This is a genomic window from Halobacillus faecis, from assembly GCF_007991335.1.
In the GTDB taxonomy this organism is placed as follows: domain Bacteria; phylum Bacillota; class Bacilli; order Bacillales; family Halobacillaceae; genus Halobacillus; species Halobacillus faecis.
Map to the genome: position 1 here is coordinate 155,856 of NZ_BJYD01000021.1, position 20,091 is coordinate 175,946.

Genomic DNA, 20,091 nt, shown 5'->3' on the forward strand with positions numbered 1-20,091 from the left:
CCTCCTGTTTGGTTTTTTTAGTATCCTCCGCCTCTTTCATCTTCTCAAGTGAACTCTAATAAAGAGCAACCTCACATGAGAATCCAAAGGCGTGCGTATTGACACCGTCAGTAAATATATCATAACACATGGGGGGCATTCAAGTTTTTTTCATAGGTTTTTGATGAAATTTGAAGAGTAATTCGATTTCTGTCTTTCCTTTGTCCATTTTTTTCGCAATTTGGTCTACACTATACCCTTTTTCCCTCAATTCTAATACCTGTGAATGAAAAGACGGCTGATAGCTTTCCATTACATTCAGCTCAGGAGGGGAATAGCTAGATGAAGAATCATTGGTTGAAATCGTTTCTTTTTTAGAGTGGCTCTCTATTTCTTCTTCTCTGTTTTCCTTTTGAGAGCTTTGATAATCCGAGTAGCTATTCTTCTTCTCGATGAGGCTTTCCATCCGTCTATTCTCTTCTTTAATTTCCATTAAATACGATGTAAAGAGATCCTCAATTTCTGACGCTACTTGTTTTTGTTTAAGTTCGAGTTCTTCTGTCTTACGTACTTTATTCATCATGATAAATAGTGTGAAAAGCAGTACACCATCAATAATAAAGCTTGAGATCAATAAAAACACTGTCATATCTATCCACACCATTCATTTCTGATCCTATTTCCAGTTTATAACTAATACTACTGCTGACTACTTTCACCCCGCTCAATGAAGGCGTAAACATCACGGCGTTCCTACATCTTCTGTTCCAACAGCATACTTCAGCGCCTTTATCCTTTACCAATCTCAATTTCTGCAGAAAGGAATCATACAGTTTCTACTTTATTCCGTGGAGACAGATCGTTCCATTTCTTCAGCTCGACCGACCTACACGGTAACAATTTCTTGCAAAGCACCTTTAAGTTTATAGATCGCTTTCGCATGGATTTGGGAGATCCGGGAGGTCGTCAATTCTAAAACTTGACCAATCTCCGTTAAAGTAAGCTCTTCATGATAGAAGAGACTGATGACGAGTTGCTCCTTCTCGTTTAAGCGGTCGATCTCTCTCGCTAACTCTATGTAATTTTCTTTTTTGATCACGGATTCCGAAGGAGTAGATGTTTGATCATCCGGGATTGCATATCCAATCCCTTCTTTATGATCTTCTCTTCCATCATTCGGTTTTTCTTCCATAGAGAGGACATTTGCAAAAAGAGAGTCCTTGACGGTTTCCTCTACTTCTCCTGGAGATATGTGCAAAGCTTCTGCAATTTCGTTGGAACTTACGGGACGCTGGAACTCCTGCTCCAGCTTTTCTGTCATCTGTTCGATTTTTTTAGATCTGTCCCTTACTGATCTTGGAAGCCAGTCTTCTTTTCTTAAACCATCCATGATCGACCCTCTGATACGGAAGGAGGCATACGTATCAAATTTCAGATCTCTTGTTCGATCAAATTTTTTCAGTGCATCATAAAGCCCTAACATCCCTAAACTTCTCACGTCATCTTTACTTACGCTCTTCGGTAAATGAGCGGATATCCTCTGGACATGGTAGCTCACTAAATAGTCGTACTGCTGTACCAATTGATTTGCGGCCTCTCCATCCTGCTCATTTGTCCATAGATTCCACCACTGTTGTTCTTGAGGAGATAAACAGCTGGCCATTCCAATCCTCCCCGTCCTTTAATTGGTTAATATTCTCAAACATCTCACGCGTCTTCATTTAATAATTCCCGCACCATTTTCGATGTTTCTTCTGCATCCACATTCAATGATGATGCTGGTTGAGCGGTGCCCTGATTGTCTTCAGCTGTATCGCCTGGCGCTGTGATGAAACTCCAAAACGAACGAAACACATAAGAGAGTATAAAAAAACTAAAAAAGCCTATGGTCCCTCGATTGATTGCTGTATCAAAAGTCGTCACTTGAGCGCTGATCGAAAATACGAAAAGAAAAGCAAACACAGCCGCCGCTAAATTTCACAGAAGTGTTCCTCTCATTAAATGACACTCTCCCCTTGATTCACTTTCCTTATATGGAGGTCCATCGTTTCAGGGTTGAATTCAATCGTACGTCCGCTCCTGCCGCCTACATCTTCCGCGAGAATCGGTATATTTAGAGATTGAAGATTCTCTTTCACCGCACCCACATTTCTCGGACCTATGCGCATCGTGTCACTTGAAGATGTGAACTGAAACATTTGCGCCCCGCCTGCCAATTTCGCTTTTAAACGGTAGCGGGAAGCTCCAGCAGAAATAAGAGCTGCAATCAAATCTTCAATCGCTGTGTCTGCGTATTTTGCTCTTTTCATCCCCTGTTTTCTAGCCAGGGAAGCCTCAGGAAGCATGACATGAGCCATTCCCGCCAACCTCTTCACATCATCATAAAGGACAATTCCGACACAGGATCCAAGCCCTGAAGTACGGATTACATTCGGAGAATGAACAATTCCCAAGTCTCCGATACCAATCCTCATAATCTGACCTTCCTTAATCATTCAGACACACTCCTAAGGAAGAAAAAATCTTCTGATAGGAGGGAGGGTCAGGAAAGAGGAAGAAATGACCTTCCAGGAACTCATCTTCCCCTCCTTCTCTATCCGTGAGAGAAGTTTTGATGACAATGGCTGCATCACTCACCTGCGAGAGCTCAATTAAACCCGTGCTTAAAATAGCCCCGACCATATCTTGAGCTATTGATGGAACCGTAGATTGAAGCTCCAACTCTGTAAAATCGCAAAGCGCAGTAAGGTATGCACCTGATAGGATATTTCCTAATTCCCTTAAAGCGGAAAATGCCATTTCAGAATGATCCTCAAACCCTTGGGCGCTGCCGGTCATTAGCTCTACAAAGTGATTCGCTTGAGAGGGGGTCATGATAAAGAACATGGAGCCAGGAGCATCTCCCTCCATTCTTTGAAAGATGCTGACCATTTCTTTATCTGCTCCCCCGGCTAGGTCCATGACCTGATCAAAGTCCACAACTTCCACGCCGGGGACATGCATCTCTATTTTCTTATGTAACAAATTGGATAGAGATGTTGCCGCATGGCCTGACCCAATGTTGCCGATTTCTTTTAGAACATCCAATTGAATTGGACCAAACGCTTCTGTGAAATTCTCTGGATTATACATAAAGCTCATTCAACTCATGGACATCATCTTTAGCGAGAACTTTTTCTAAGTTCAATAGAATAAACAGACGCTGCTCTCTTTTGGATACACCCTGGATATACTCAGCTTCCATCGTGCCTACCACTTCAGGTGGAGGTTCGATACTTTCTTCGTCAAGGTCCAGGACGTCGTTCGCAGCATCCACGATTAAACCAACATTCATTTCATGGATTTCTACGGTAATGATCCTTGTTGCATCCGTGTCATTCACTTCTTCAATCCCGAACCTCTCTCTCAAGTCAATGACTGGTGTGACGACCCCCCTCAAGTTCAGAACCCCTTTTACAAATGATTTTGTGCCTGGGACACGAGTGATGGGCATCATTCGCTCGATGGAACCTACTAGATCAACCGGTACGGTGTATTCTTCATCATTGATTTGAAAAACGATCACTTTCAATTTTTTGTTATCTTCTGCCACTTTCTGTTCCCTCCCTTGTTACTTGATTAAAGCATTGCTGTCGAGGATTAAGGCTACTTGACCATCCCCTAGAATTGTCGCACCAGATATAGCGAAAGCACCGGATAAATAATCACCCAGAGACTTCAAGACGACTTCTTGCTGCCCAATGAATGAATTGACGACCAGAGCGGCCATCTTTTCTCCTTTTCTCACGATAACTACGGAATAGTAATCCTCTTCTTCTAATTCTTCCGGTACACTCAACACATCTTTTAAGAAGACGAGAGGTACCACTTTCCCGCGGAAGTCGATGACTTTTTTATTATGCGCATGCATGATCTCTTCCTTTTTTACAATGGCCGTTTCGATAATCGATGAGAGAGGTACAGCGTATTTTTCTTTTTGGACTTCTACGAGCATAACGGAAATGATCGAAAGGGTGAGTGGAAGTTGAATGGAGAAGACACTTCCCTCATCAGGTATCGAATCAACAGAAATGTTACCACCAAGTGACTCGATCGTACTTTTTACTACATCAAGTCCTACCCCTCTGCCTGAAACATCAGAAATGGTATCGGCTGTGGAAAAACCGCTTTCCATGATCAAATCGTACACTTGAGAGTCGGTCATTGACGCTGCCTGTTCATCTGTGACCACACGATTGTTTACCGCCTTTTGGACGACTTTGTCACGGGCTATACCACCGCCATCATCCGAGATTTCAATAAACACATGATTTCCACTATGGTATGCTTTCAGCTCCAGCTTACCTGTGGCACGCTTTCCTTTGGCTTCCCTTTCTTCCGGTCCTTCGATGCCGTGATCGATCGCGTTACGAATCAGATGAACGAGAGGATCACCGATTTCATCAATAACGGTACGATCCAATTCAGTTTCTGCGCCGACCACACTCAAATCGATTTTCTTATTCAGATCTTTAGAGAGCTGACGGACCATTCTGGGGAATCGATTGAACACCTGCTCGACCGGGACCATACGCATGTTAAGGATAATGCTTTGCAGATCTCCAGAGATCCTTGTCATTCTTTCAACCGTTTCCCGCAGTTCGGTGTGCTTCAAATCATCGGAAATTTGCTCGAGGCGTCCCCGGTCAATGACAAGCTCCTCAAACAAGTTCATAAGAGCATCGAGTCGATCTATGTTAATTCGAATCGTTTTGTTCCCTACCTGCTTACCATCTTTTTCTTCTTTTTGAAGCGGCTTTTCTTGTGCAGCCATTTCTTTCTGTAGAGGGTTTGATTCCTCTTTGCTCTCTTCTGAAACTTGATAGACAGCAACATGCACATGTTCAATTTCGGATACTTTCTTAATTTGCTCCTCTATGTCCTCTGCTGAATCTTCCGTTACAAAGAGAACATGGAAGGACGTTTCAAATTCTTCATTTTCCAAAGCCTCAACAGATGGGGAAGACTTAATAACATCCCCTGCTTGCTCTAGGATTTCAAAAACCATATAGACGCGTGCGGCTTTCAAAAGACAATCTTCTCTTAATCCCACTTCAATCTGGTAATTGTTTTTTCCTAGTTCACTAGATTGTTCGAGAGCTGCTTTTGTGTATTCATCAACCGAAAGCACGGGTGTGGAGTCAGCCTTACGTGATGCAACTGATTCCAAAACGAGGGATGCCTCTCCCCCACCGTTTTCAATGGTGTTCAAAAGTTCGACGACCCTCTCGACGTTCCTTTCTCCAGATCCACCTTCTGAAATATCAATGACCATCGCTTCCAAATCATCAACTGAATCAAAAACGACATCCAAAATGCCTTCGTCCACTTTCACCTTTTCATTCCGTACGGCATCAAGGACATTTTCCATTTTGTGTGTCAGATTAGAAAGATCTTGATACCCCATCGTTGCTGACATGCCTTTTAATGTATGGGCAGACCTGAAGATTTCATTGACAATGGAAAGGTCCTGAGGGTTTTTCTCCAAATGTAATAGTTGGTCGTTGATCGATTGCAAGTGCTCTTTACTTTCATCAATAAAAACTTCCAAGTACTGATTGGTTTCCATAGGACTACCTCCTTTTATTTTGAAGAGATTCTACTATACTTCGACTGATTTTATTAAGTTTTTGGACTTCATCAGTAAGACCTGACTTCACGATTGCCTTTGGCATACCGTACACGATGCACGTACGTTCATCTTCCGCAATCGTGAAGACTTTTCTCCCTTGTTCCTTCATGGCGAGGATTCCTTCTAAACCATCGGATCCCATCCCTGTCATGATGACAGAAGTAATGGAGATGTCTGGTAGTTTGGCGATGGAAGAGAACATCACGTTGACGGAAGGTCTATGACCATGGAGAGGCTTCGATTCATTTAACTGGATAAAGAGGCGTTGATGATGTTTTACAACTTCCATGTGATACCCACCTGGAGCGATATAGGCAACACCATTATGTACTTCCTCCATGTGTTCAGCTTCCTTCACTGAAATTTCAGACAGGCGATCGAGACGAGAAGCTAAAGATTTCGTAAACCCCCTCGGCATGTGTTGAACAACTAAGACAGGGGCAGGAAGGCTTCCAGGAAGAGACCCCAAAACTTCCTGTAAAGCTCTAGGTCCACCGGTGGAAGTACCGATGGCAATCAAGTTGTCTTCCTCTTTCATATCTTCAGGAACTCGGACTCTTTCACTGGAGCTTTCGGACGGCGGCTTTACCTTGGCTTCCCCTGCAATAAGAACCTTGCGGACGATATCTTTGTCTACCTTTTCCATGTCAAGAGAAATGGAACCGGATGGCTTTTGAATAAAGTCGACTGCACCGAGGCTCATGGCTTTTATCGTGCTTTCTGCACCCTCCTGTGTCAGACTGGACACCATCACCACAGGGAGCGGAGAGTTTTCCATGATCGCTTCTAATGCCTCTAAACCGTCCATCACTGGCATTTCTATATCCATCGTTACAACATCAGGACGTAAATCAGCTAACTTATCCAAGCAGTCTTTTCCGTTTCTCGCAGTCCCGACTACATGAATCCGATAGTCTTTTTCTAAAATGTCCGTCAATACTCGCCTCATAAAGGCGGAATCATCGACAATTAATACCCTCATCTGTTTCATCTCTCTACCTCTCAAAAACAAATCTTTTTAATTTATCTACAAATGATCGTGGAGACGATTGAAGGTGGCCTTCGTTCAAATAACTATGCACCAATTTCCCAATGGCACGGCTCACACTACTATTAGGTCTGTCAATCACAAATGGTCGTTGTTTGTTAACCGCTTCTAGTACAGACCTGTCATCAGGTAAAACACCTAATAGAGTTACTTCTGAATCTAAGAATCTCTTGACTACGAGCGATAGACGATCGAAAGTAGCCCTCCCATTTTTTTCGCTAAGTGAACGGTTTACCAGGATTTTAAGCGGCAGATTTTTGTCTTTATGTACCAGGTGCTTGATCATCGCGTAACCGTCCGTAATTGAAGTTGGTTCTGGTGTAGTCACAACAATCGCCTCATGGGCCGAGCTAATAAAATTCAGGCTGTCCTGAGTTGCTCCCGCGCCCATGTCAAAGAGGATGTAATCAAAAGATTTGGAAAGCTTTTCGTATTCGTCTTGAAAATAGGTGAACTTCACTTGGTCAAGTTCAAAAATGTGGGAGAGTCCCGAACCGCCAGCGATGTAAGGTAAGGATTCTGGTCCTAGTTCAATAATATCATGAATCGACATCTCTTCCCGAAACAAGTCGACAAATGTTCGTGTGGGTGACTTCCCCATTAAAATATCGATGTTTCCCATTCCGATATCTAAATCAAAAATCAATACCTTCTTCCCATTTTTCATGAGCTGCAACGCAAAGTTGATAGAAAAATTCGATTTCCCCACTCCACCTTTTCCACTTGCAATAGCTATGGTTTTAGCTTGTGGTTTCCCATCCAATTCCTGCATTCGCCTGCGAAGGATTTCAGCTTGATCTTTCATCAGCAAACCCCTCCATCACTTCTCTTGCAAGACCCATAGCGGAGGCTGTTTTAATATCGTCTGGTACATTTTGACCATCTGTTAAATAAGCGACTCCTACATGATGAGTCAAGACCATATTCACGGCATTTCCCTTTCTTGCGGTTTCATCTACTTTCGTGAAAATCAACTGATGGATCGGAATATCCTTAAATTGTGCGAAGATCTCGCTCATGTCGGTGAATTTACTCGTCAATCCTAAGACAAGAAAATTATCCGATTCCTCTTCAAAATCGATCATCTTTTGAAGTTCTTGGATGTAAGCTGGATCTCTGAAATTCCTTCCTGCGGTATCCACAAGTACAAGGTCGAAATCTTGAAAGCGTTTCTTGGCTTTCTTGTAGTCTTCCATGGTATAGGCAACTTCGAGAGGTATATCAAGGATCTTTGCATACGTCTTCAATTGATCGATAGCAGCAATCCTGTAAGTATCTGTTGTGATAAACCCTACTTTAAGTTGATGATTTAAAGCAGCATCCGCCGCGAGTTTCGCGAGCGTTGTCGTCTTCCCAACACCCGTTGGCCCTACTAAATGGATGAATTTCTTATCAAAAGCAGGCTTGCCAAATCCCTTTTGTTTCATAGACTCATACAATTCCATTCTCAGGAGGTTTTCAATCTCGGCTAAATCGTCAAAACTGCCTCCCTTTTCTAACAGACGTTCCATCACATTTCCGGCCACACCTTCAGAGATTTCCTGACCCAATAGGAACTGATAGGCCATTTCAAGCTTCTCAGGATAGGCCTCCTTAGGGTTTTGGATAAGGGACCTTAGATTTTTCAACTCTTCCATGATCTCACGATTGGGATTGACTGGCGTTACAGGTTTTTCATGTCTCTCTTCCGGTTTTGCAGCCACAGCAGTCATTTGTTGATGTTCCTCCGAAGGGTCAATGGCAGCAATAACTTCTGTGAACTCTTTTTTAAAAAGTCCTAGAAATCCACCCGATTTCTTCACTTTGGAATTGAGGATCACTGCATCGGTTCCTAATTCGGCTCTTACTTTTTTCATGGCTTCCGGCATAGTTGCAGCTTGGAATTTTTTCACTCTCACGCTACATTCACCACCCCTACACTCTGGACTTCGACCGTTGGATCTAATTCGTTATAAGATAATACAACGACTTGTGGCAAGAAACGATCGAGAAGTTGCTTTACATACATCCGTACCGCTGGTGAGCATAGAAGAATGGCTGTCTCTTCCTGTAAGGACATTTGTTCGACTTGTTCTGCAATGGCTGAAATAATGGTTTGCTGACTTTCAGGATCGAGGGCTAAATAACTTCCATGCTCCGTCTGTTGAATATGATCAGCTATGATCTTTTCTACTTTTCCGGAAACGGTAATGACTTTTACTAATTGATTGTCTTTTTTATACTGGTTCGTAATCTGCGCGGACAATGATTGCCTCGCATATTCAGCTAACAGCTCTGTATCATTGGTCATTTTGGCAAAATCAGCGAGCGTTTCAAATATGACAGGAAGATTTTTCACTGAAACATTTTCCCGCAGTAATTTCGCAAGTACTTTTTGTACGTCTCCGACACGAAGCGGATCTGGTGTCACTTCTTCTACTAAAATCGGGTAAGATTCTTTCAAATGGTCGATGAGCTGTTGTGTTTCCTGTCTTCCGAGCAACGCATGCGCCTGCTGTTTAATCACTTCTGTAATATGTGTCGAAACGACAGATGGAGGATCCACAACCGTATAACCCGATAATTCTGCTTCATCTTTTTGGTCGTCTGTAATCCATTTAGCTGGAAGTCCAAACGCAGGTTCCTGGGTTTCTATGCCGTCCATTCCATCATCATCTCCTGGACTCATCGCTAAGTAATGGTCCAATAACAGTTCTCCTTGAGCTACTACGTTGCCTTTCACTTTCAGACGGTATTCATTCGGATTCAGTTGGATGTTGTCTCTTATCCTCACTACAGGGATGACAATTCCTAGTTCAATCGCCAGTTGCCTCCGGATCATGACAATCCGGTCCAGAAGGTCCCCTCCCTGGTTTGTATCCGCAATCGGGATCAAGGCATAACCAAATTCAAACTCAATCGGATCCATGCTAATCAAATTCACTACGCTTTCTGGTGATTTCATCTGGTCGCTCTCCGCTTCATCCATCTCTTCCGGCTCTTCGAATTCCGGCTCATGATCTTGTCGAGATAACCAATATCCCCCAAAAGCAAGAACAGCTGCAATAAGAGAGGTCAGGAAGATTGGAATCGGAGTCAAACCGAGGAGGAAGATGGTTGCTGCAGCAATGTAAAGCAACTTCGGATACCGCAGCAGCTGACTTGTGACATCTGAACTCAAATTTCCTTCAGAAGCCACTCTCGTTACGACAATCCCTGTCGCCGTCGAAATGAGTAGGGCAGGAATTTGACTGACAAGCCCGTCCCCTACCGTCAGACGCATGTATGTATCGATCGCCTCGCTGAAGGACATCCCCATCTGAACCATACCGATAATCAAACCAAAGATAATGTTGATCAAAACGATGATGATTCCAGCAATGGCATCTCCTTTAACGAACTTACTCGCCCCGTCCATCGCTCCATAGAAATCGGCTTCATTTTCAATTTTCGCCCTGCGTTCTTTTGCCTGGTGTTCATTAATCATTCCTGCATTAAGGTCTGCATCTATGCTCATCTGTTTTCCAGGCATCGCGTCCAATGTAAAACGGGCGGCCACTTCAGATACCCTTTCGGCCCCTTTCGTGATGACGAGAAATTGAATGATGACCAATATGACAAAGACAACAAACCCGACAAGTGGGTTGCCTCCAATGACGAACGTTCCAAATGTCGCAATGACTCCCCCGGCTTCTGCCTCTGATAGAATGGAACGAGTGGTTGAAACATTCAACCCTAAACGAAATAAAGTAAGTAATAATAACAAAGTCGGGAAGACGGCGAACTGCAAGGCCTCATCCATGTTCATAGACACAAGGATGACGATCAGTGCAAGGGTAATATTGATTAGTATAAAAAAGCTAAGGAGCCACCCCGGCAAAGGTATGACAAGCATGACGATAATTAAAATCACGCCGATAAGAACAGATAAATCTCTTGCTGACATAGGGTCTACTCCTTTCTTACATTTTTCTTTCTAGTTGATAGACGTAGGCCAGTACTTCCGCAACAGCTTTGTAAAACTGTTCGTCAATTGGCTGGTCGATTTCTGAATGCTGGTACAAAGCTCGTGCCAGCGGCCTGTTTTCCACGGTCACTACGTTATTCGATTTCGCCACTTCCTTGATTTTCAAAGCGATAAAGTCCACGCCCATCGCCACCACATAAGGAGCATCTGATTTCGCTTCATCATATTTGATGGCAATGGCATAGTGAGTAGGGTTGGTAATGACAACATCGGCATCTGGTACCTCACTCATCATTCTCGCTGCAGACATCTGTCTCTGCTTTTCCTTGATTTTAGCTTTGATTTGAGGATCACCTTCCATGTTTTTATGCTCATCTTTGATGTCTTTTTTGGACATGCGGATATTTTTTTCATGGTCGTATTTTTGATAGGTATAATCAAGGACAGATAAGATTAACAACGCTAAGGCAGAAGCCAGCCCCATGATAGTGGTAATCGTGCCGAAAAAAGCCAGCGCATCTCCCACCGATTTTTGCGACATCATCATCATTTGGTCTTTATTAACCCAAATGATAGCGAAGGTGATGACCCCGACCATACTGATTTTTAAGAGCGATTTCAGGAGCTCGACCAATGCCCTTGCTGAGAAAATCCTTTTTGCCCCTTTGATGGGATCCAATTTTTTCAAATCCATTTTCAGGGGTTCTCCTGTAAACATAATTCCCACCTGAAGGAGATTGGAAGCAATCCCAGCAACAATCGCCACCCCCATAATCGGTGCGATGATTTTCGAAATTTCCATTGTCATCTCAACAAACATGGCATGGGTCTGTTCTTGAGAAAGATCTTTATGTATGTACTCATTAAAGGCCATTTTGTACATGCCTTTGAGTGTTCCTTCCATATAGCCACCGAGAAGGAAAAGTGTTCCGAATATAAGGAGAAGCAAAAAGCCCGTATTCACGTCCTGACTCTTCGGAACTTGTCCTTTTTTTCTCGTATCTTCACGTTTCTTTGGTGTTGCTTTTTCAGTCTTCTCATCCGCAGCAAAATACTGGAGATCCACCTTTAACCAAACCATCATTCTCAACCTCCCAATACTTGCATAAGGTCTCGCATTGTCGTCAGCATCGTTTCAAATAAATTCCTTATGAGCATTACATAAAAAGTCATCGCAATGACAAGCACAGAGAGGGCAACAAAGATTTTCAAAGGTAAACCAACGACAAAGACATTCAATTGAGGAACAGTTCTCGCTATAATGCCGAGAGCGATATCCACTAAAAACAGACACCCAACGATTGGAATGGCCATGAGAAAGGCGATGACGAACATTTGGTTGAAAGATTGGATGACAAACATAATCCAATCACCTTCTTTTAATGGTAAAAATTGGTCCACCGCAATCAGTTCATAGCTGTAAAACACGCCGTCAATCATCAAATGGTGACCATCGACAGCTAATATAAATAAAAGCGTGATGATATATAAATACTGCCCGATCAATGGACTTTGAGCACCGGTCTGCGGATCAATGACATTAGCAATGGCAAAACCCATCTGAAAATCTATGAAACCGCCAGCAATTTGTATGGCGGAAAGAATGATGTAAGCCAAAAGACCAACCCCGATTCCCACGGCCATTTCTTTGAACAGCAAAAGAAAATACTCTCCGTCTATGATGAGTTCAGGGGCAGGAACCGTGAAATACATAATCGCAGCTAAGAAAAAGCTGAATGCCACTTTATGTCTCGTCGGAACTGTCCGATATGAAAAAAGAGGCAGCGTTACGAAGAAAGAAGTCACCCTGACTAATATAAGCAAAAACGCTGGCACGTTGGCCCCATTTATTGTATCCAGCATGTTATCCCACCAGGATGTTCAAGTTGTTAAAAATATTGGCTGTGAATTCAACCATATTGGTAAGCATCCACGGTCCAAAGACTATGAGACCGATCATAACCGCTACGATTTTTGGTATAAATGCAAGCGTCTGTTCCTGAATCTGCGTGGTTGCCTGAAAAATACTAACGAGCAATCCGATCGCAAGCGCCAAAATCAGTAAGGGGCCAGAGATGAGGAGGACGGTATATATGCCTTCTTTTGCAAATGAGATCACCATGTTACTGTTCATTTTATAAACCTCCGATCATTAAAAGCCTTCCAATAATGATTTTGATATTAAGTACCAACCATCCACCAAAACAAAGAGTAGAATCTTAAATGGCAAGGAAATCATGACTGGTGGAAGCATCATCATTCCCATAGACATAAGTACACTCGCAACAGCCATGTCGATGACGAGAAACGGAACGAAGATCATGAATCCCATTTGAAATGCCGTTTTCAATTCACTGATGGCAAAGGCGGGGACCAGAGTCGTCAGCGGTACATCTTGAATGCTTTCCGGTGCTTCCAAACCTGAATAGTTCATAAATAAAGCCAGATCCTTTTGTCTCGTATGTTTTCCCATGAATTCTTTCATAGGTTCACTCGCTTCCTCATAGGCTTCATCCAACGTGATCTCTTCATTAAAGAGCGGTGTCAGGGCTTGTTCATTCACTTCCTGAAAAGTAGGAGCCATGATAAAGAATGTGAGGAATAAGGCGATACCAATGAGGACTTGATTGGGGGGCATGGATTGGGTAGCCAAAGAAGTCCTGACAAAAGACAAAACGATCAAAATTCTCGTAAAGCTTGTCATTAATATTAAAATTCCCGGGGCCAAGGATAACACCGTGAGTAATAAAAGCAGCTTGACCGATGTAGCCACGCTTTCCGGGTCGGAACTTGAGAAGATATCAATGAATTCATTCATGCTCAGAATCCCTCCTCTTCTCATTCATTACTTTCTTCCTTTTATCTTTCATATCACTCAATTGATTCTCAAACAGCTGTTGAAACTGTATGGAAGAGGAGCTTCCCACTTCCTGCCGTTCTTTCCATTTGTCTGTCCATTTTTTTATATTCCATTGAGAGGATGGACCTCCGTTCAATTCTGGATTCATCAACGTCTGCTTCGTCTCTTCTTCAGTGATTTCTGTAATGATCTGTACCGTTTCCCCAACTCCTAGAATAAAGACCTGTCCTCCAATACGGACGGCCTGGATGGAGCGGTTTGGGCCCAGGTTCATTCCTCCGAGATTCTCCATGGTTCGGTTTTGGTTAAACATCTTGTTTTTCTGATTAAAGAACTTAAGCAACCCATATAGAAGAGCCACCACAAAAATCAACGCGAAAATGAGTTTGATCACATTCCAGACAAGGCCACCCCCGTCATTCATTTCTACAGTGGAATCTGATGGTTGCTGATTTTCTTTCTGCTCACCTTGAGATGAAGGACAACCCTCGAGTTGAGGGTTCTCCAAGCATTCAAAGGCTGTGGGCTGCGCAAGACCTTGGGAAGGGAACACACCCATCATGATGATGAATAGAATAACTGCAACTGTCACTCTTGTTGTAAAAACCATGTGCATTCCTACTTAACTCAAGGCTTTTTGGATAGCCTCGATCACTCGATCAGCCTGGAATGGTTTAACGATAAAGTCTTTCGCTCCGGCTTGGATGGCATCCACGACCATGGCCTGTTGCCCCATAGCTGAACACATAATGACTTTGGCATCAGGATACTGGCCTTTGATTTCTTTCAATGCCGTAATGCCATCCATCTCCGGCATCGTAATATCCATGGTGACCAAATCGGGCTGCTCTTCTGCATAAAGCTCGACGGCTTTCTTTCCATCCTCCGCTTCTCCTGCAATTTCATAGCCATTTTTCGTTAAAATATCTTTCACCATCATTCTCATAAATGCTGCATCGTCTACAATTAAGATTCTTTCTGCCATGTTAAATCCTCCCTAGTTATTCATTGATTATCGTAATTTTGTCAAACGTTCTTTTGGACTTAAAATATCCGTCACCCGGACGCCGAAGTTCTCATCAATGACGACAACTTCTCCTTTAGCCATGAGCTTTTCATTGACATGGATGTCTACAGGCTCTCCTGCTAATTTATCTAGTTCCAAAACAGAGCCTGATGATATTTCAAGTATTTCTCTAACAGAACGCTTTGTACGTCCTAGTTCTACCGTTACTTTTAACGGAATGTCCATCAACATATCCAAGTTCTTTTGTTCCGTGCCATTCAACTGAACTGGACTGAAACTTTGAAACTCTGCTGTTTGCACATTTGCGTCTTCAGCTGTTTGTCCAGCTGGACCTCCAACATATTGAGGAGCCTCTTTTGTAGTGGAAGATTCATAGAATGTGTTGTCAGGCATGCTGGAACTCTGTGCTTCTTGATTCTGTGAAGGTGGCTGTTCCTGCACTGGTTGTGGTTTGTTTTCTGCTGCTGGTTCTTCTTTGGATTTGAAGGTCTCCTCAACCACTGAATCTTCCTGCTGTGGATTCATTAATTCCTCCACCAGCTCTTTCGCAAAACTGACTGGGATGAGCTGCATAATGTTTGAGTCAATTAAATTCCCTACCTGAAGCTGGAAGGATACTTTCACGAGGACTTCCTCATTAGGTATCTTTTGCGTTCCTTCATCTTCCTCCAAATCCAGCACATCGATGGCCGGCGGCGATATGTCTACTTTCTTATTGAATATTGTTGACATACTCGTAGCCGATGATCCCATCATCTGATTCATTGCTTCCTGTACAGCACTCAATGCAATTTCATTCAAATGTTCATCTGGGTCGGTCCCGTCACCGCCCAACATCAAATCGGCAATGATTGCGGCATCTTTCGTTTGAATGACAAGTACATTTTCACCAGAAAAACCGTGGGTATAGGTTACACCCACCGCTACATGCGGCTTAGGAAATTCGTCAGGCAGATCTTTTCTTTCCAAGACACTAATCTGCGGCGTCGTAATATCAACCTTCTGGTTCAATAGCGAAGAGAGCGCAGTGGCTGAACTTCCAAATGAAATGTTTCCGATTTCACCTAAAGCGTCTTCTTCCAAGGACGAAATCACTTGGTCTCCTGCAATATTCGAGGGCCCCTCTTCGTTGTCCGTGTCACCCCCGCCGTTCAAAAGCGCATCGATTTCATCTTGGGATAACATATCATCACTCATTTTCTCCGGCACCCCCTTGGTATTCCTCTAATACTTGCACAGCCAGCTTATTTTTTGATTTCCCTGGCTGTATGTAAAATTTGACTTCATCATCCACTTTCAACTGAAGTGGTTGATCGATCGACTGGTCGAGTCGGATCACATCTTCTTTACCTAATTCTAAAAATTGCTCGATGCTCATGTCAGCCTCTCCCAATACCGCCCGCACATCCAACTTCGCTTCCTTGATCGTATGGCTTATGGCTTGGACTTCTTCTGGATCCCGTTCTTTCGGCTTTTCTTTTTGCATCCAGTAGTGAACAGATAACCTCGGGATAATTGGTTCTAAAACAACATGAGGGATGCAAATATTGATCATGCCACTCGTCTCGCCGATCGTCGTGTTCAAGGAGACAACGACCACCGTTTCATTTGGTGAGACCATCTGTAAAAATTGCGGATTCACTTCAAACTCTTCTAGTAAAGGATCAATGTCGACTATGGACCCCCACGCTTCTTGATAGTTTTCTAAAGACCTTTCAAAAAGATGGGACATAATCGTCGTTTCAATTTCCGTCAGGTTCTCCACCTTGCTAACGCTGCTTCCTCTACCTCCGAGGACACGATCCATCATGGCATACGACACGTTCGGGTTTGCTTCTAACAAGATCCGTCCTTCAAGGGGAGGTACGCTGAAAATATTCAGGATCGTCATCGTAGGAATCGACCGGATAAATTCCTCATAAGGCAACTGATCCACCGATGCCACTTCAATGTTCACATAAGTTCTCAGCTGCGCTGAAAAATAAGTCGTCAGCAACCTAGAAAAATTTTCATGTATTCTTGTTAAACTTCTAATCTGGTCTTTAGAAAAGCGTAGCGCCCTCTTAAAATCATAGACTCTAACCTTCTTTTCCTTTTTTTCATTCTTAAGCTCTTCTGCATTCATCTCCCCGGTAGACAGGGCCGAAAGCAATGAATCGATCTCATTCTGCGAGAGAACCTCTTCTGCCAAAACCTCACCCCCCTTTCTTCTTCTTTATTATTGAAGGACTTTGTTTACCGTGTAGACTTCTGTGACTTCTCCTTCGCTCATAAACTCATTCAGTTTCAACTTAACCTTCGCTTCCAGGTCAGATAATCCGGATTGAAACGTCTCTGAATCCATGCTTGATAATTCTTTCAGCAAAACATTTTGCAATTGGAAGTCTCTCTTTTTCAATTCTTCCATAGACTCTTTGCTGTCCGTTACCACACGGAAACTGATGCGGACATAATCTCCGTTTTGCAAGTCGGTCGTAATTTCATCGGTTAGGAATGACGATTTACGAATATCATCAATCGATCTTTCTTCACTCGCTTCGCTTTCTCCATTGAAATTGAGCACAAGCACAAGTGCTACGACACCGATGACGGTCAAAGTACTTAGCGTAATCACCATCACTTTAAATCCATTCATTTGTCTTCACCCGCCTTGTCTGAAACCCTGACGATACCAATTTCTTTATAAAACCTAGTGACCTTTTCTACGACCTGGCGCTCACTCTCTTTCACGAGGAACGTACGGCCAGTGGTAGTGGTCACCGTGGTATCAGGGTTCGATTGAATTTGCTCTATGTAGATTGCGTTGAAAGTAAAAGGCTGGCCGTTTAATTTAGTTAAAGTAATCATTATTATAGAGAGGGGCGATCTTCCCTGCCCCTCTAACCCCTTTTATCGTTTCAAGTTAACGAGCTCTTGTAAGATTTCATCTGATGTCGTGATGATTTTAGTATTGGCCTGGAAACCACGTTGAGAGGTAATCATTTCTGTAAATGACTCTGCAAGGTCGACATTGGACATCTCAAGTGCCCCCGATACCATTTCACCGGCCCCGCCCTGCCCCGGTATGGCAAGGTTATTTAATTCTGTTAAAGCCTCTCCGGCATTTGCCGTGTAAACGAAAGAGTTTCCTCCTGCTTGTTCGAGTCCACTAGGGTTTGAGAAGTTCGCCAATCGTAGTTGTCCAGCAATAACCGTATCTCCATTTTGATCAACGTAATTGACCATGCCATCACTTTGAATACTGAAACTTTGTGCATTATCAGGTATTTTGATAATTCCAGGTGCTCCCTGACCACCAACTGTCATTGGAGTATTTGTCTGTATCACTCCATCACCATTTGGCACTGCATCATAGGGTTGACCTACTAAATATTTTCCTTCACCATTTACGATTGCACCCTCTGAATCAAGATAGAAATTCCCAGCTCTGGAAAAACTCGTATTTACAGTTTCAAGATCAATAATCTGGTCTACCGTGTTAATAGCGGTATTCCCAGCTTCAGCCAAGACGAACATTCCATCCCCTTCAAGGGCCAAATCTAAAGGGCGGTTCGTAGTTTGCCGGCTTCCTTGTGTATGAATCTTGTCAATTGTGCCAACTTGGGTTCCTAAACCAACCTGCAAGGGGTTGGTTCCCCCTTTTACATTTCCGCCTGCTCCCTGGATCGGTCCTTGAGCTCCAGCCACCGTCTGACTCATCATTTCCTGAAAAGTGACCCTTCCTTTTTTGTAACCATACGTGTTGACGTTTGCGATGTTGTTGCCGATTGTATCAAGCTTTGTCTGAAAACCTTTCATACCAGAAATCCCTGAATACATTGAACGTAGCATATTGACGACATTCCTTTCCTTCGGTAGATTCATCTGCATCAATCAGTCAGCAGATGGTCAAGGCTTCCCGTTCTGGGTCCAGCCTATTCGTATACAAACATGGTTCCATTTATGTTCGTGAAAATTTGTGACTGTGCCTCGTTACGATCCATGGCTGTCACGACTGTTCGATTTTTTGAGCTGACCACAAGTGCCGCATCATTGAGCACGACCAAAGATTGGTCCACCCCTTTTTTGCTGGCTTCGGTCATTCTTTCCCCGATTTGTGACCAGGTTTGTTCACTAATTTCAATCTTTCGGTCTCTCATTCGCTCCATCGCATGTTTACTCACTTTAATCTCTTTTGCTTCTTGAAGAAACTGTTGAAAGGAGGAGCTAGGCTTCTGGTTAACCGGCCTCCTCTCCGGTATAGGTAGCGGCCGGTGTAAAGATTGAATACGTGGATCCATATTATCCCTCTTCGACTACGCTATTCGATTTGTCGTTTACTTCACTCACTTTAGTAATCTCTTCAACTGAAATTTTCTTCCCTGATTGCAATTCCAGGTAAGTTTCTCCCCCATTCTGGTTGACTGATAGAACAACATCTGTTTCGGTTCGATTCAACAATCCTGTTTCCTGATCATAGACCGGGTAAGAGACCTCTTTCCCAATCATTCCACTGTACTGAATTAGCGGAGACATACTCTGACTATCCATAAATCTCTGAAAGGATTGGGACATGTTGGTCATTTGTTCCAGGCTTGAAAACTGGGTCATCTGGGAAATAAACTCCTTGTCCTTCATTGGATCCAAGGGATTTTGATTTTGTATTTGAGTCATAAGGATTTTCAAGAAGTCATCCTTGTCGAGCGTACTGCTTCCAGTACTTCGAACCTGCTGACTTTTCAAATAGAGAGAAGGATCAATACTTGTCATACCATCACCTATACTTTCTCGTTCATTAATATTTCGTGGAAAGAGAGTTCTTCGTCCTGTCGATCTTCCACATGCTCATGATCAAAGTCATGCATGTGTTTTTGCTGCTGATCCTGGTCTTGTTTGCTGCTATCCAAATGATCATGAAGCTGTTGCTGTAAAGCAGATGCTTCCACTTTTTCTATGACCACTTGCTGCGGGGAGAACATGTGTCGCAGTTGCGTTTTGTTCCCTTCAAGCATCTCTTTGGCGGCTTGACTCGTAACCAGTATTTTCACAGCCATTTCGTCATTGATTTGAGCAAATTTCACAGTTAGATCCCCAAGATTTCCCGGTTTCAATTTTATCAGCATCTCCATGTTGCCTTTTGGATTTGTGAACATGCGGCTGGATTGTATGATTCTTTCCAGCTCATGAATCACCTGCTTTGTAGAAGAAGAGCTCTCTTGATTCTTGTTCATATGGATCACGTGCTGTTCCACTTTTGTCATGGGCAACACAGACCCATTGGATATGGGCTGATGTTTGGATGCTTCAGATTTAGATTCGTGTTGAACTTCCTCTCCCAAAGCCTGCTTTACCCATTGAACAATTTCCTTCCCTGTCACCGGTGTTTGTTGATGGTAGGTTTTTGGGACATCCATTCGATTTTGGTACATATGGATCAGCTTTTTAAACACTTGTCGTTCTTGAATAGATGCTTCTTTCGTGACGCGATTCAATACACTCTGTCCTAGTCCTTTATCATTGTTCGGTAAAGACTCAACGAGTTTCATGAACTTCTGCATGGATTCTTTCATTTCTTTACCTG

25 protein-coding genes are annotated in these 20,091 nt (G+C 43.2%); all 25 read right to left on the reverse strand.

Annotated features, from left to right (window positions below):
• Positions 1-139: 139 nt before the first annotated feature.
• Complete coding sequence (locus HFA01_RS11660) at positions 140-628, reverse strand: hypothetical protein (protein ID WP_146816409.1); 489 nt, start codon at positions 626-628, stop codon at positions 140-142.
• A gap of 237 nt (positions 629-865) precedes the next feature.
• Entirely contained in the window at positions 866-1,642 is a 777-nt protein-coding gene (locus HFA01_RS11665) for a FliA/WhiG family RNA polymerase sigma factor (RefSeq protein ID WP_146816411.1), read from the reverse strand.
• 44 nt (positions 1,643-1,686) lie between these two features.
• Entirely contained in the window at positions 1,687-1,941 is a 255-nt protein-coding gene (locus tag HFA01_RS11670; protein ID WP_146816413.1) for a hypothetical protein, read from the reverse strand.
• A 35-nt stretch (positions 1,942-1,976) separates the two neighbouring features.
• On the reverse strand, positions 1,977-2,474 hold the full coding sequence (locus tag HFA01_RS11675) for a chemotaxis protein CheD (protein WP_146816415.1): 498 nt from the start codon (positions 2,472-2,474) through the stop codon (positions 1,977-1,979).
• Positions 2,467-3,111: a chemotaxis protein CheC gene (locus HFA01_RS11680; RefSeq protein WP_146816417.1), complete on the reverse strand. Its 645-nt coding sequence runs from the start codon at positions 3,109-3,111 to the stop codon at positions 2,467-2,469. Before HFA01_RS11680 ends, HFA01_RS11675 begins: the two co-directional genes overlap by 8 nt.
• Positions 3,104-3,571 (reverse strand): chemotaxis protein CheW, encoded by a 468-nt coding sequence (locus tag HFA01_RS11685; protein WP_146816419.1) that lies wholly within the window; start codon positions 3,569-3,571, stop codon positions 3,104-3,106. The genes HFA01_RS11680 and HFA01_RS11685 overlap by 8 nt, the downstream gene beginning before the upstream one ends.
• 18 nt (positions 3,572-3,589) lie before the next feature.
• Positions 3,590-5,587: a chemotaxis protein CheA gene (locus HFA01_RS11690; RefSeq protein ID WP_146816421.1), complete on the reverse strand. Its 1,998-nt coding sequence runs from the start codon at positions 5,585-5,587 to the stop codon at positions 3,590-3,592.
• Between the two features lie 4 nt (positions 5,588-5,591).
• Positions 5,592-6,641, reverse strand: a complete 1,050-nt coding sequence (locus tag HFA01_RS11695; protein ID WP_146816423.1) for a protein-glutamate methylesterase/protein-glutamine glutaminase — start codon at positions 6,639-6,641, stop codon at positions 5,592-5,594.
• Positions 6,642-6,645: 4 nt separating this feature from the next.
• Positions 6,646-7,503, reverse strand: coding sequence for a MinD/ParA family protein (locus HFA01_RS11700; RefSeq protein WP_146816425.1), 858 nt, complete (start codon positions 7,501-7,503; stop codon positions 6,646-6,648).
• A complete protein-coding gene (gene flhF / locus HFA01_RS11705) occupies positions 7,487-8,596 on the reverse strand; it encodes a flagellar biosynthesis GTPase FlhF (RefSeq protein ID WP_146816428.1) in 1,110 nt (369 codons plus the stop codon). Before flhF ends, HFA01_RS11700 begins: the two co-directional genes overlap by 17 nt.
• Entirely contained in the window at positions 8,593-10,623 is a 2,031-nt protein-coding gene (flhA, locus tag HFA01_RS11710) for a flagellar biosynthesis protein FlhA (protein ID WP_146816430.1), read from the reverse strand. Before flhA ends, flhF begins: the two co-directional genes overlap by 4 nt.
• A gap of 16 nt (positions 10,624-10,639) precedes the next feature.
• Positions 10,640-11,725 carry a flagellar biosynthesis protein FlhB gene (flhB, locus tag HFA01_RS11715; RefSeq protein ID WP_146816467.1) on the reverse strand — a complete coding sequence of 362 codons (1,086 nt, stop codon included), beginning with the start codon at positions 11,723-11,725 and terminating at the stop codon, positions 10,640-10,642.
• A 5-nt stretch (positions 11,726-11,730) separates the two neighbouring features.
• On the reverse strand, positions 11,731-12,507 hold the full coding sequence (gene fliR / locus HFA01_RS11720) for a flagellar biosynthetic protein FliR (RefSeq protein ID WP_146816432.1): 777 nt from the start codon (positions 12,505-12,507) through the stop codon (positions 11,731-11,733).
• Between the two features lies 1 nt (position 12,508).
• On the reverse strand, positions 12,509-12,778 hold the full coding sequence (gene fliQ, locus HFA01_RS11725; RefSeq protein WP_089652403.1) for a flagellar biosynthesis protein FliQ: 270 nt from the start codon (positions 12,776-12,778) through the stop codon (positions 12,509-12,511).
• 18 nt (positions 12,779-12,796) lie between these two features.
• On the reverse strand, positions 12,797-13,462 hold the full coding sequence (fliP, locus tag HFA01_RS11730) for a flagellar type III secretion system pore protein FliP (RefSeq protein ID WP_089652404.1): 666 nt from the start codon (positions 13,460-13,462) through the stop codon (positions 12,797-12,799).
• A complete protein-coding gene (locus HFA01_RS11735; RefSeq protein ID WP_167506229.1) occupies positions 13,455-14,114 on the reverse strand; it encodes a flagellar biosynthetic protein FliO in 660 nt (219 codons plus the stop codon). Before HFA01_RS11735 ends, fliP begins: the two co-directional genes overlap by 8 nt.
• Positions 14,115-14,126: 12 nt before the next feature.
• Positions 14,127-14,489: a response regulator gene (locus HFA01_RS11740; RefSeq protein ID WP_146816436.1), complete on the reverse strand. Its 363-nt coding sequence runs from the start codon at positions 14,487-14,489 to the stop codon at positions 14,127-14,129.
• Between the two features lie 27 nt (positions 14,490-14,516).
• Entirely contained in the window at positions 14,517-15,728 is a 1,212-nt protein-coding gene (fliY, locus tag HFA01_RS11745; protein WP_146816438.1) for a flagellar motor switch phosphatase FliY, read from the reverse strand.
• Positions 15,721-16,722, reverse strand: coding sequence for a flagellar motor switch protein FliM (gene fliM, locus HFA01_RS11750; RefSeq protein WP_146816440.1), 1,002 nt, complete (start codon positions 16,720-16,722; stop codon positions 15,721-15,723). The genes fliY and fliM overlap by 8 nt, the downstream gene beginning before the upstream one ends.
• Before the next feature lie 27 nt (positions 16,723-16,749).
• Entirely contained in the window at positions 16,750-17,166 is a 417-nt protein-coding gene (fliL, locus tag HFA01_RS11755) for a flagellar basal body-associated protein FliL (RefSeq protein ID WP_146816442.1), read from the reverse strand.
• Positions 17,163-17,378, reverse strand: a complete 216-nt coding sequence (locus tag HFA01_RS11760) for a flagellar FlbD family protein (RefSeq protein ID WP_146816444.1) — start codon at positions 17,376-17,378, stop codon at positions 17,163-17,165. Before HFA01_RS11760 ends, fliL begins: the two co-directional genes overlap by 4 nt.
• 42 nt (positions 17,379-17,420) lie before the next feature.
• The gene (gene flgG, locus HFA01_RS11765; protein ID WP_146816446.1) at positions 17,421-18,362 is read right to left on the reverse strand and encodes a flagellar basal body rod protein FlgG; all 942 of its coding nucleotides are present in this window, start codon (positions 18,360-18,362) and stop codon (positions 17,421-17,423) included.
• A gap of 83 nt (positions 18,363-18,445) precedes the next feature.
• Entirely contained in the window at positions 18,446-18,811 is a 366-nt protein-coding gene (locus tag HFA01_RS11770; protein ID WP_146816448.1) for a TIGR02530 family flagellar biosynthesis protein, read from the reverse strand.
• Between the two features lies 1 nt (position 18,812).
• Positions 18,813-19,280, reverse strand: a complete 468-nt coding sequence (gene flgD / locus HFA01_RS11775; RefSeq protein WP_146816450.1) for a flagellar hook assembly protein FlgD — start codon at positions 19,278-19,280, stop codon at positions 18,813-18,815.
• Positions 19,281-19,288: 8 nt separating this feature from the next.
• Positions 19,289-20,091: flagellar hook-length control protein FliK (locus HFA01_RS11780; RefSeq protein WP_146816452.1), on the reverse strand; the 803-nt coding region annotated here is incomplete at its 5' end.

What these genes read in the sequence shown, in the direction of transcription:
- HFA01_RS11660 (WP_146816409.1), bottom strand. Translation starts at nt 628, where the DNA reads ATGACAGTGTTTTTATTGATCTCAAGCTTTATTATTGATGGTGTACTG.
- HFA01_RS11665 (WP_146816411.1), bottom strand. Translation starts at nt 1,642, where the DNA reads ATGGCCAGCTGTTTATCTCCTCAAGAACAACAGTGGTGGAATCTATGG.
- HFA01_RS11675 (WP_146816415.1), bottom strand. Translation starts at nt 2,474, where the DNA reads ATGATTAAGGAAGGTCAGATTATGAGGATTGGTATCGGAGACTTGGGA.
- HFA01_RS11680 (WP_146816417.1), bottom strand. Translation starts at nt 3,111, where the DNA reads ATGTATAATCCAGAGAATTTCACAGAAGCGTTTGGTCCAATTCAATTG.
- HFA01_RS11690 (WP_146816421.1), bottom strand. Translation starts at nt 5,587, where the DNA reads ATGGAAACCAATCAGTACTTGGAAGTTTTTATTGATGAAAGTAAAGAG.
- HFA01_RS11695 (WP_146816423.1), bottom strand. Translation starts at nt 6,641, where the DNA reads ATGAAACAGATGAGGGTATTAATTGTCGATGATTCCGCCTTTATGAGG.
- HFA01_RS11700 (WP_146816425.1), bottom strand. Translation starts at nt 7,503, where the DNA reads ATGAAAGATCAAGCTGAAATCCTTCGCAGGCGAATGCAGGAATTGGAT.
- flhA (WP_146816430.1), bottom strand. Translation starts at nt 10,623, where the DNA reads ATGTCAGCAAGAGATTTATCTGTTCTTATCGGCGTGATTTTAATTATC.
- flhB (WP_146816467.1), bottom strand. Translation starts at nt 11,725, where the DNA reads ATGGTTTGGTTAAAGGTGGATCTCCAGTATTTTGCTGCGGATGAGAAG.
- fliR (WP_146816432.1), bottom strand. Translation starts at nt 12,507, where the DNA reads ATGCTGGATACAATAAATGGGGCCAACGTGCCAGCGTTTTTGCTTATA.
- fliQ (WP_089652403.1), bottom strand. Translation starts at nt 12,778, where the DNA reads ATGAACAGTAACATGGTGATCTCATTTGCAAAAGAAGGCATATATACC.
- fliP (WP_089652404.1), bottom strand. Translation starts at nt 13,462, where the DNA reads ATGAATGAATTCATTGATATCTTCTCAAGTTCCGACCCGGAAAGCGTG.
- HFA01_RS11735 (WP_167506229.1), bottom strand. Translation starts at nt 14,114, where the DNA reads ATGGTTTTTACAACAAGAGTGACAGTTGCAGTTATTCTATTCATCATC.
- HFA01_RS11740 (WP_146816436.1), bottom strand. Translation starts at nt 14,489, where the DNA reads ATGGCAGAAAGAATCTTAATTGTAGACGATGCAGCATTTATGAGAATG.
- fliY (WP_146816438.1), bottom strand. Translation starts at nt 15,728, where the DNA reads ATGAGTGATGATATGTTATCCCAAGATGAAATCGATGCGCTTTTGAAC.
- fliL (WP_146816442.1), bottom strand. Translation starts at nt 17,166, where the DNA reads ATGAATGGATTTAAAGTGATGGTGATTACGCTAAGTACTTTGACCGTC.
- HFA01_RS11760 (WP_146816444.1), bottom strand. Translation starts at nt 17,378, where the DNA reads ATGATTACTTTAACTAAATTAAACGGCCAGCCTTTTACTTTCAACGCA.
- flgG (WP_146816446.1), bottom strand. Translation starts at nt 18,362, where the DNA reads ATGCTACGTTCAATGTATTCAGGGATTTCTGGTATGAAAGGTTTTCAG.
- HFA01_RS11770 (WP_146816448.1), bottom strand. Translation starts at nt 18,811, where the DNA reads ATGGATCCACGTATTCAATCTTTACACCGGCCGCTACCTATACCGGAG.
- flgD (WP_146816450.1), bottom strand. Translation starts at nt 19,280, where the DNA reads ATGACAAGTATTGATCCTTCTCTCTATTTGAAAAGTCAGCAGGTTCGA.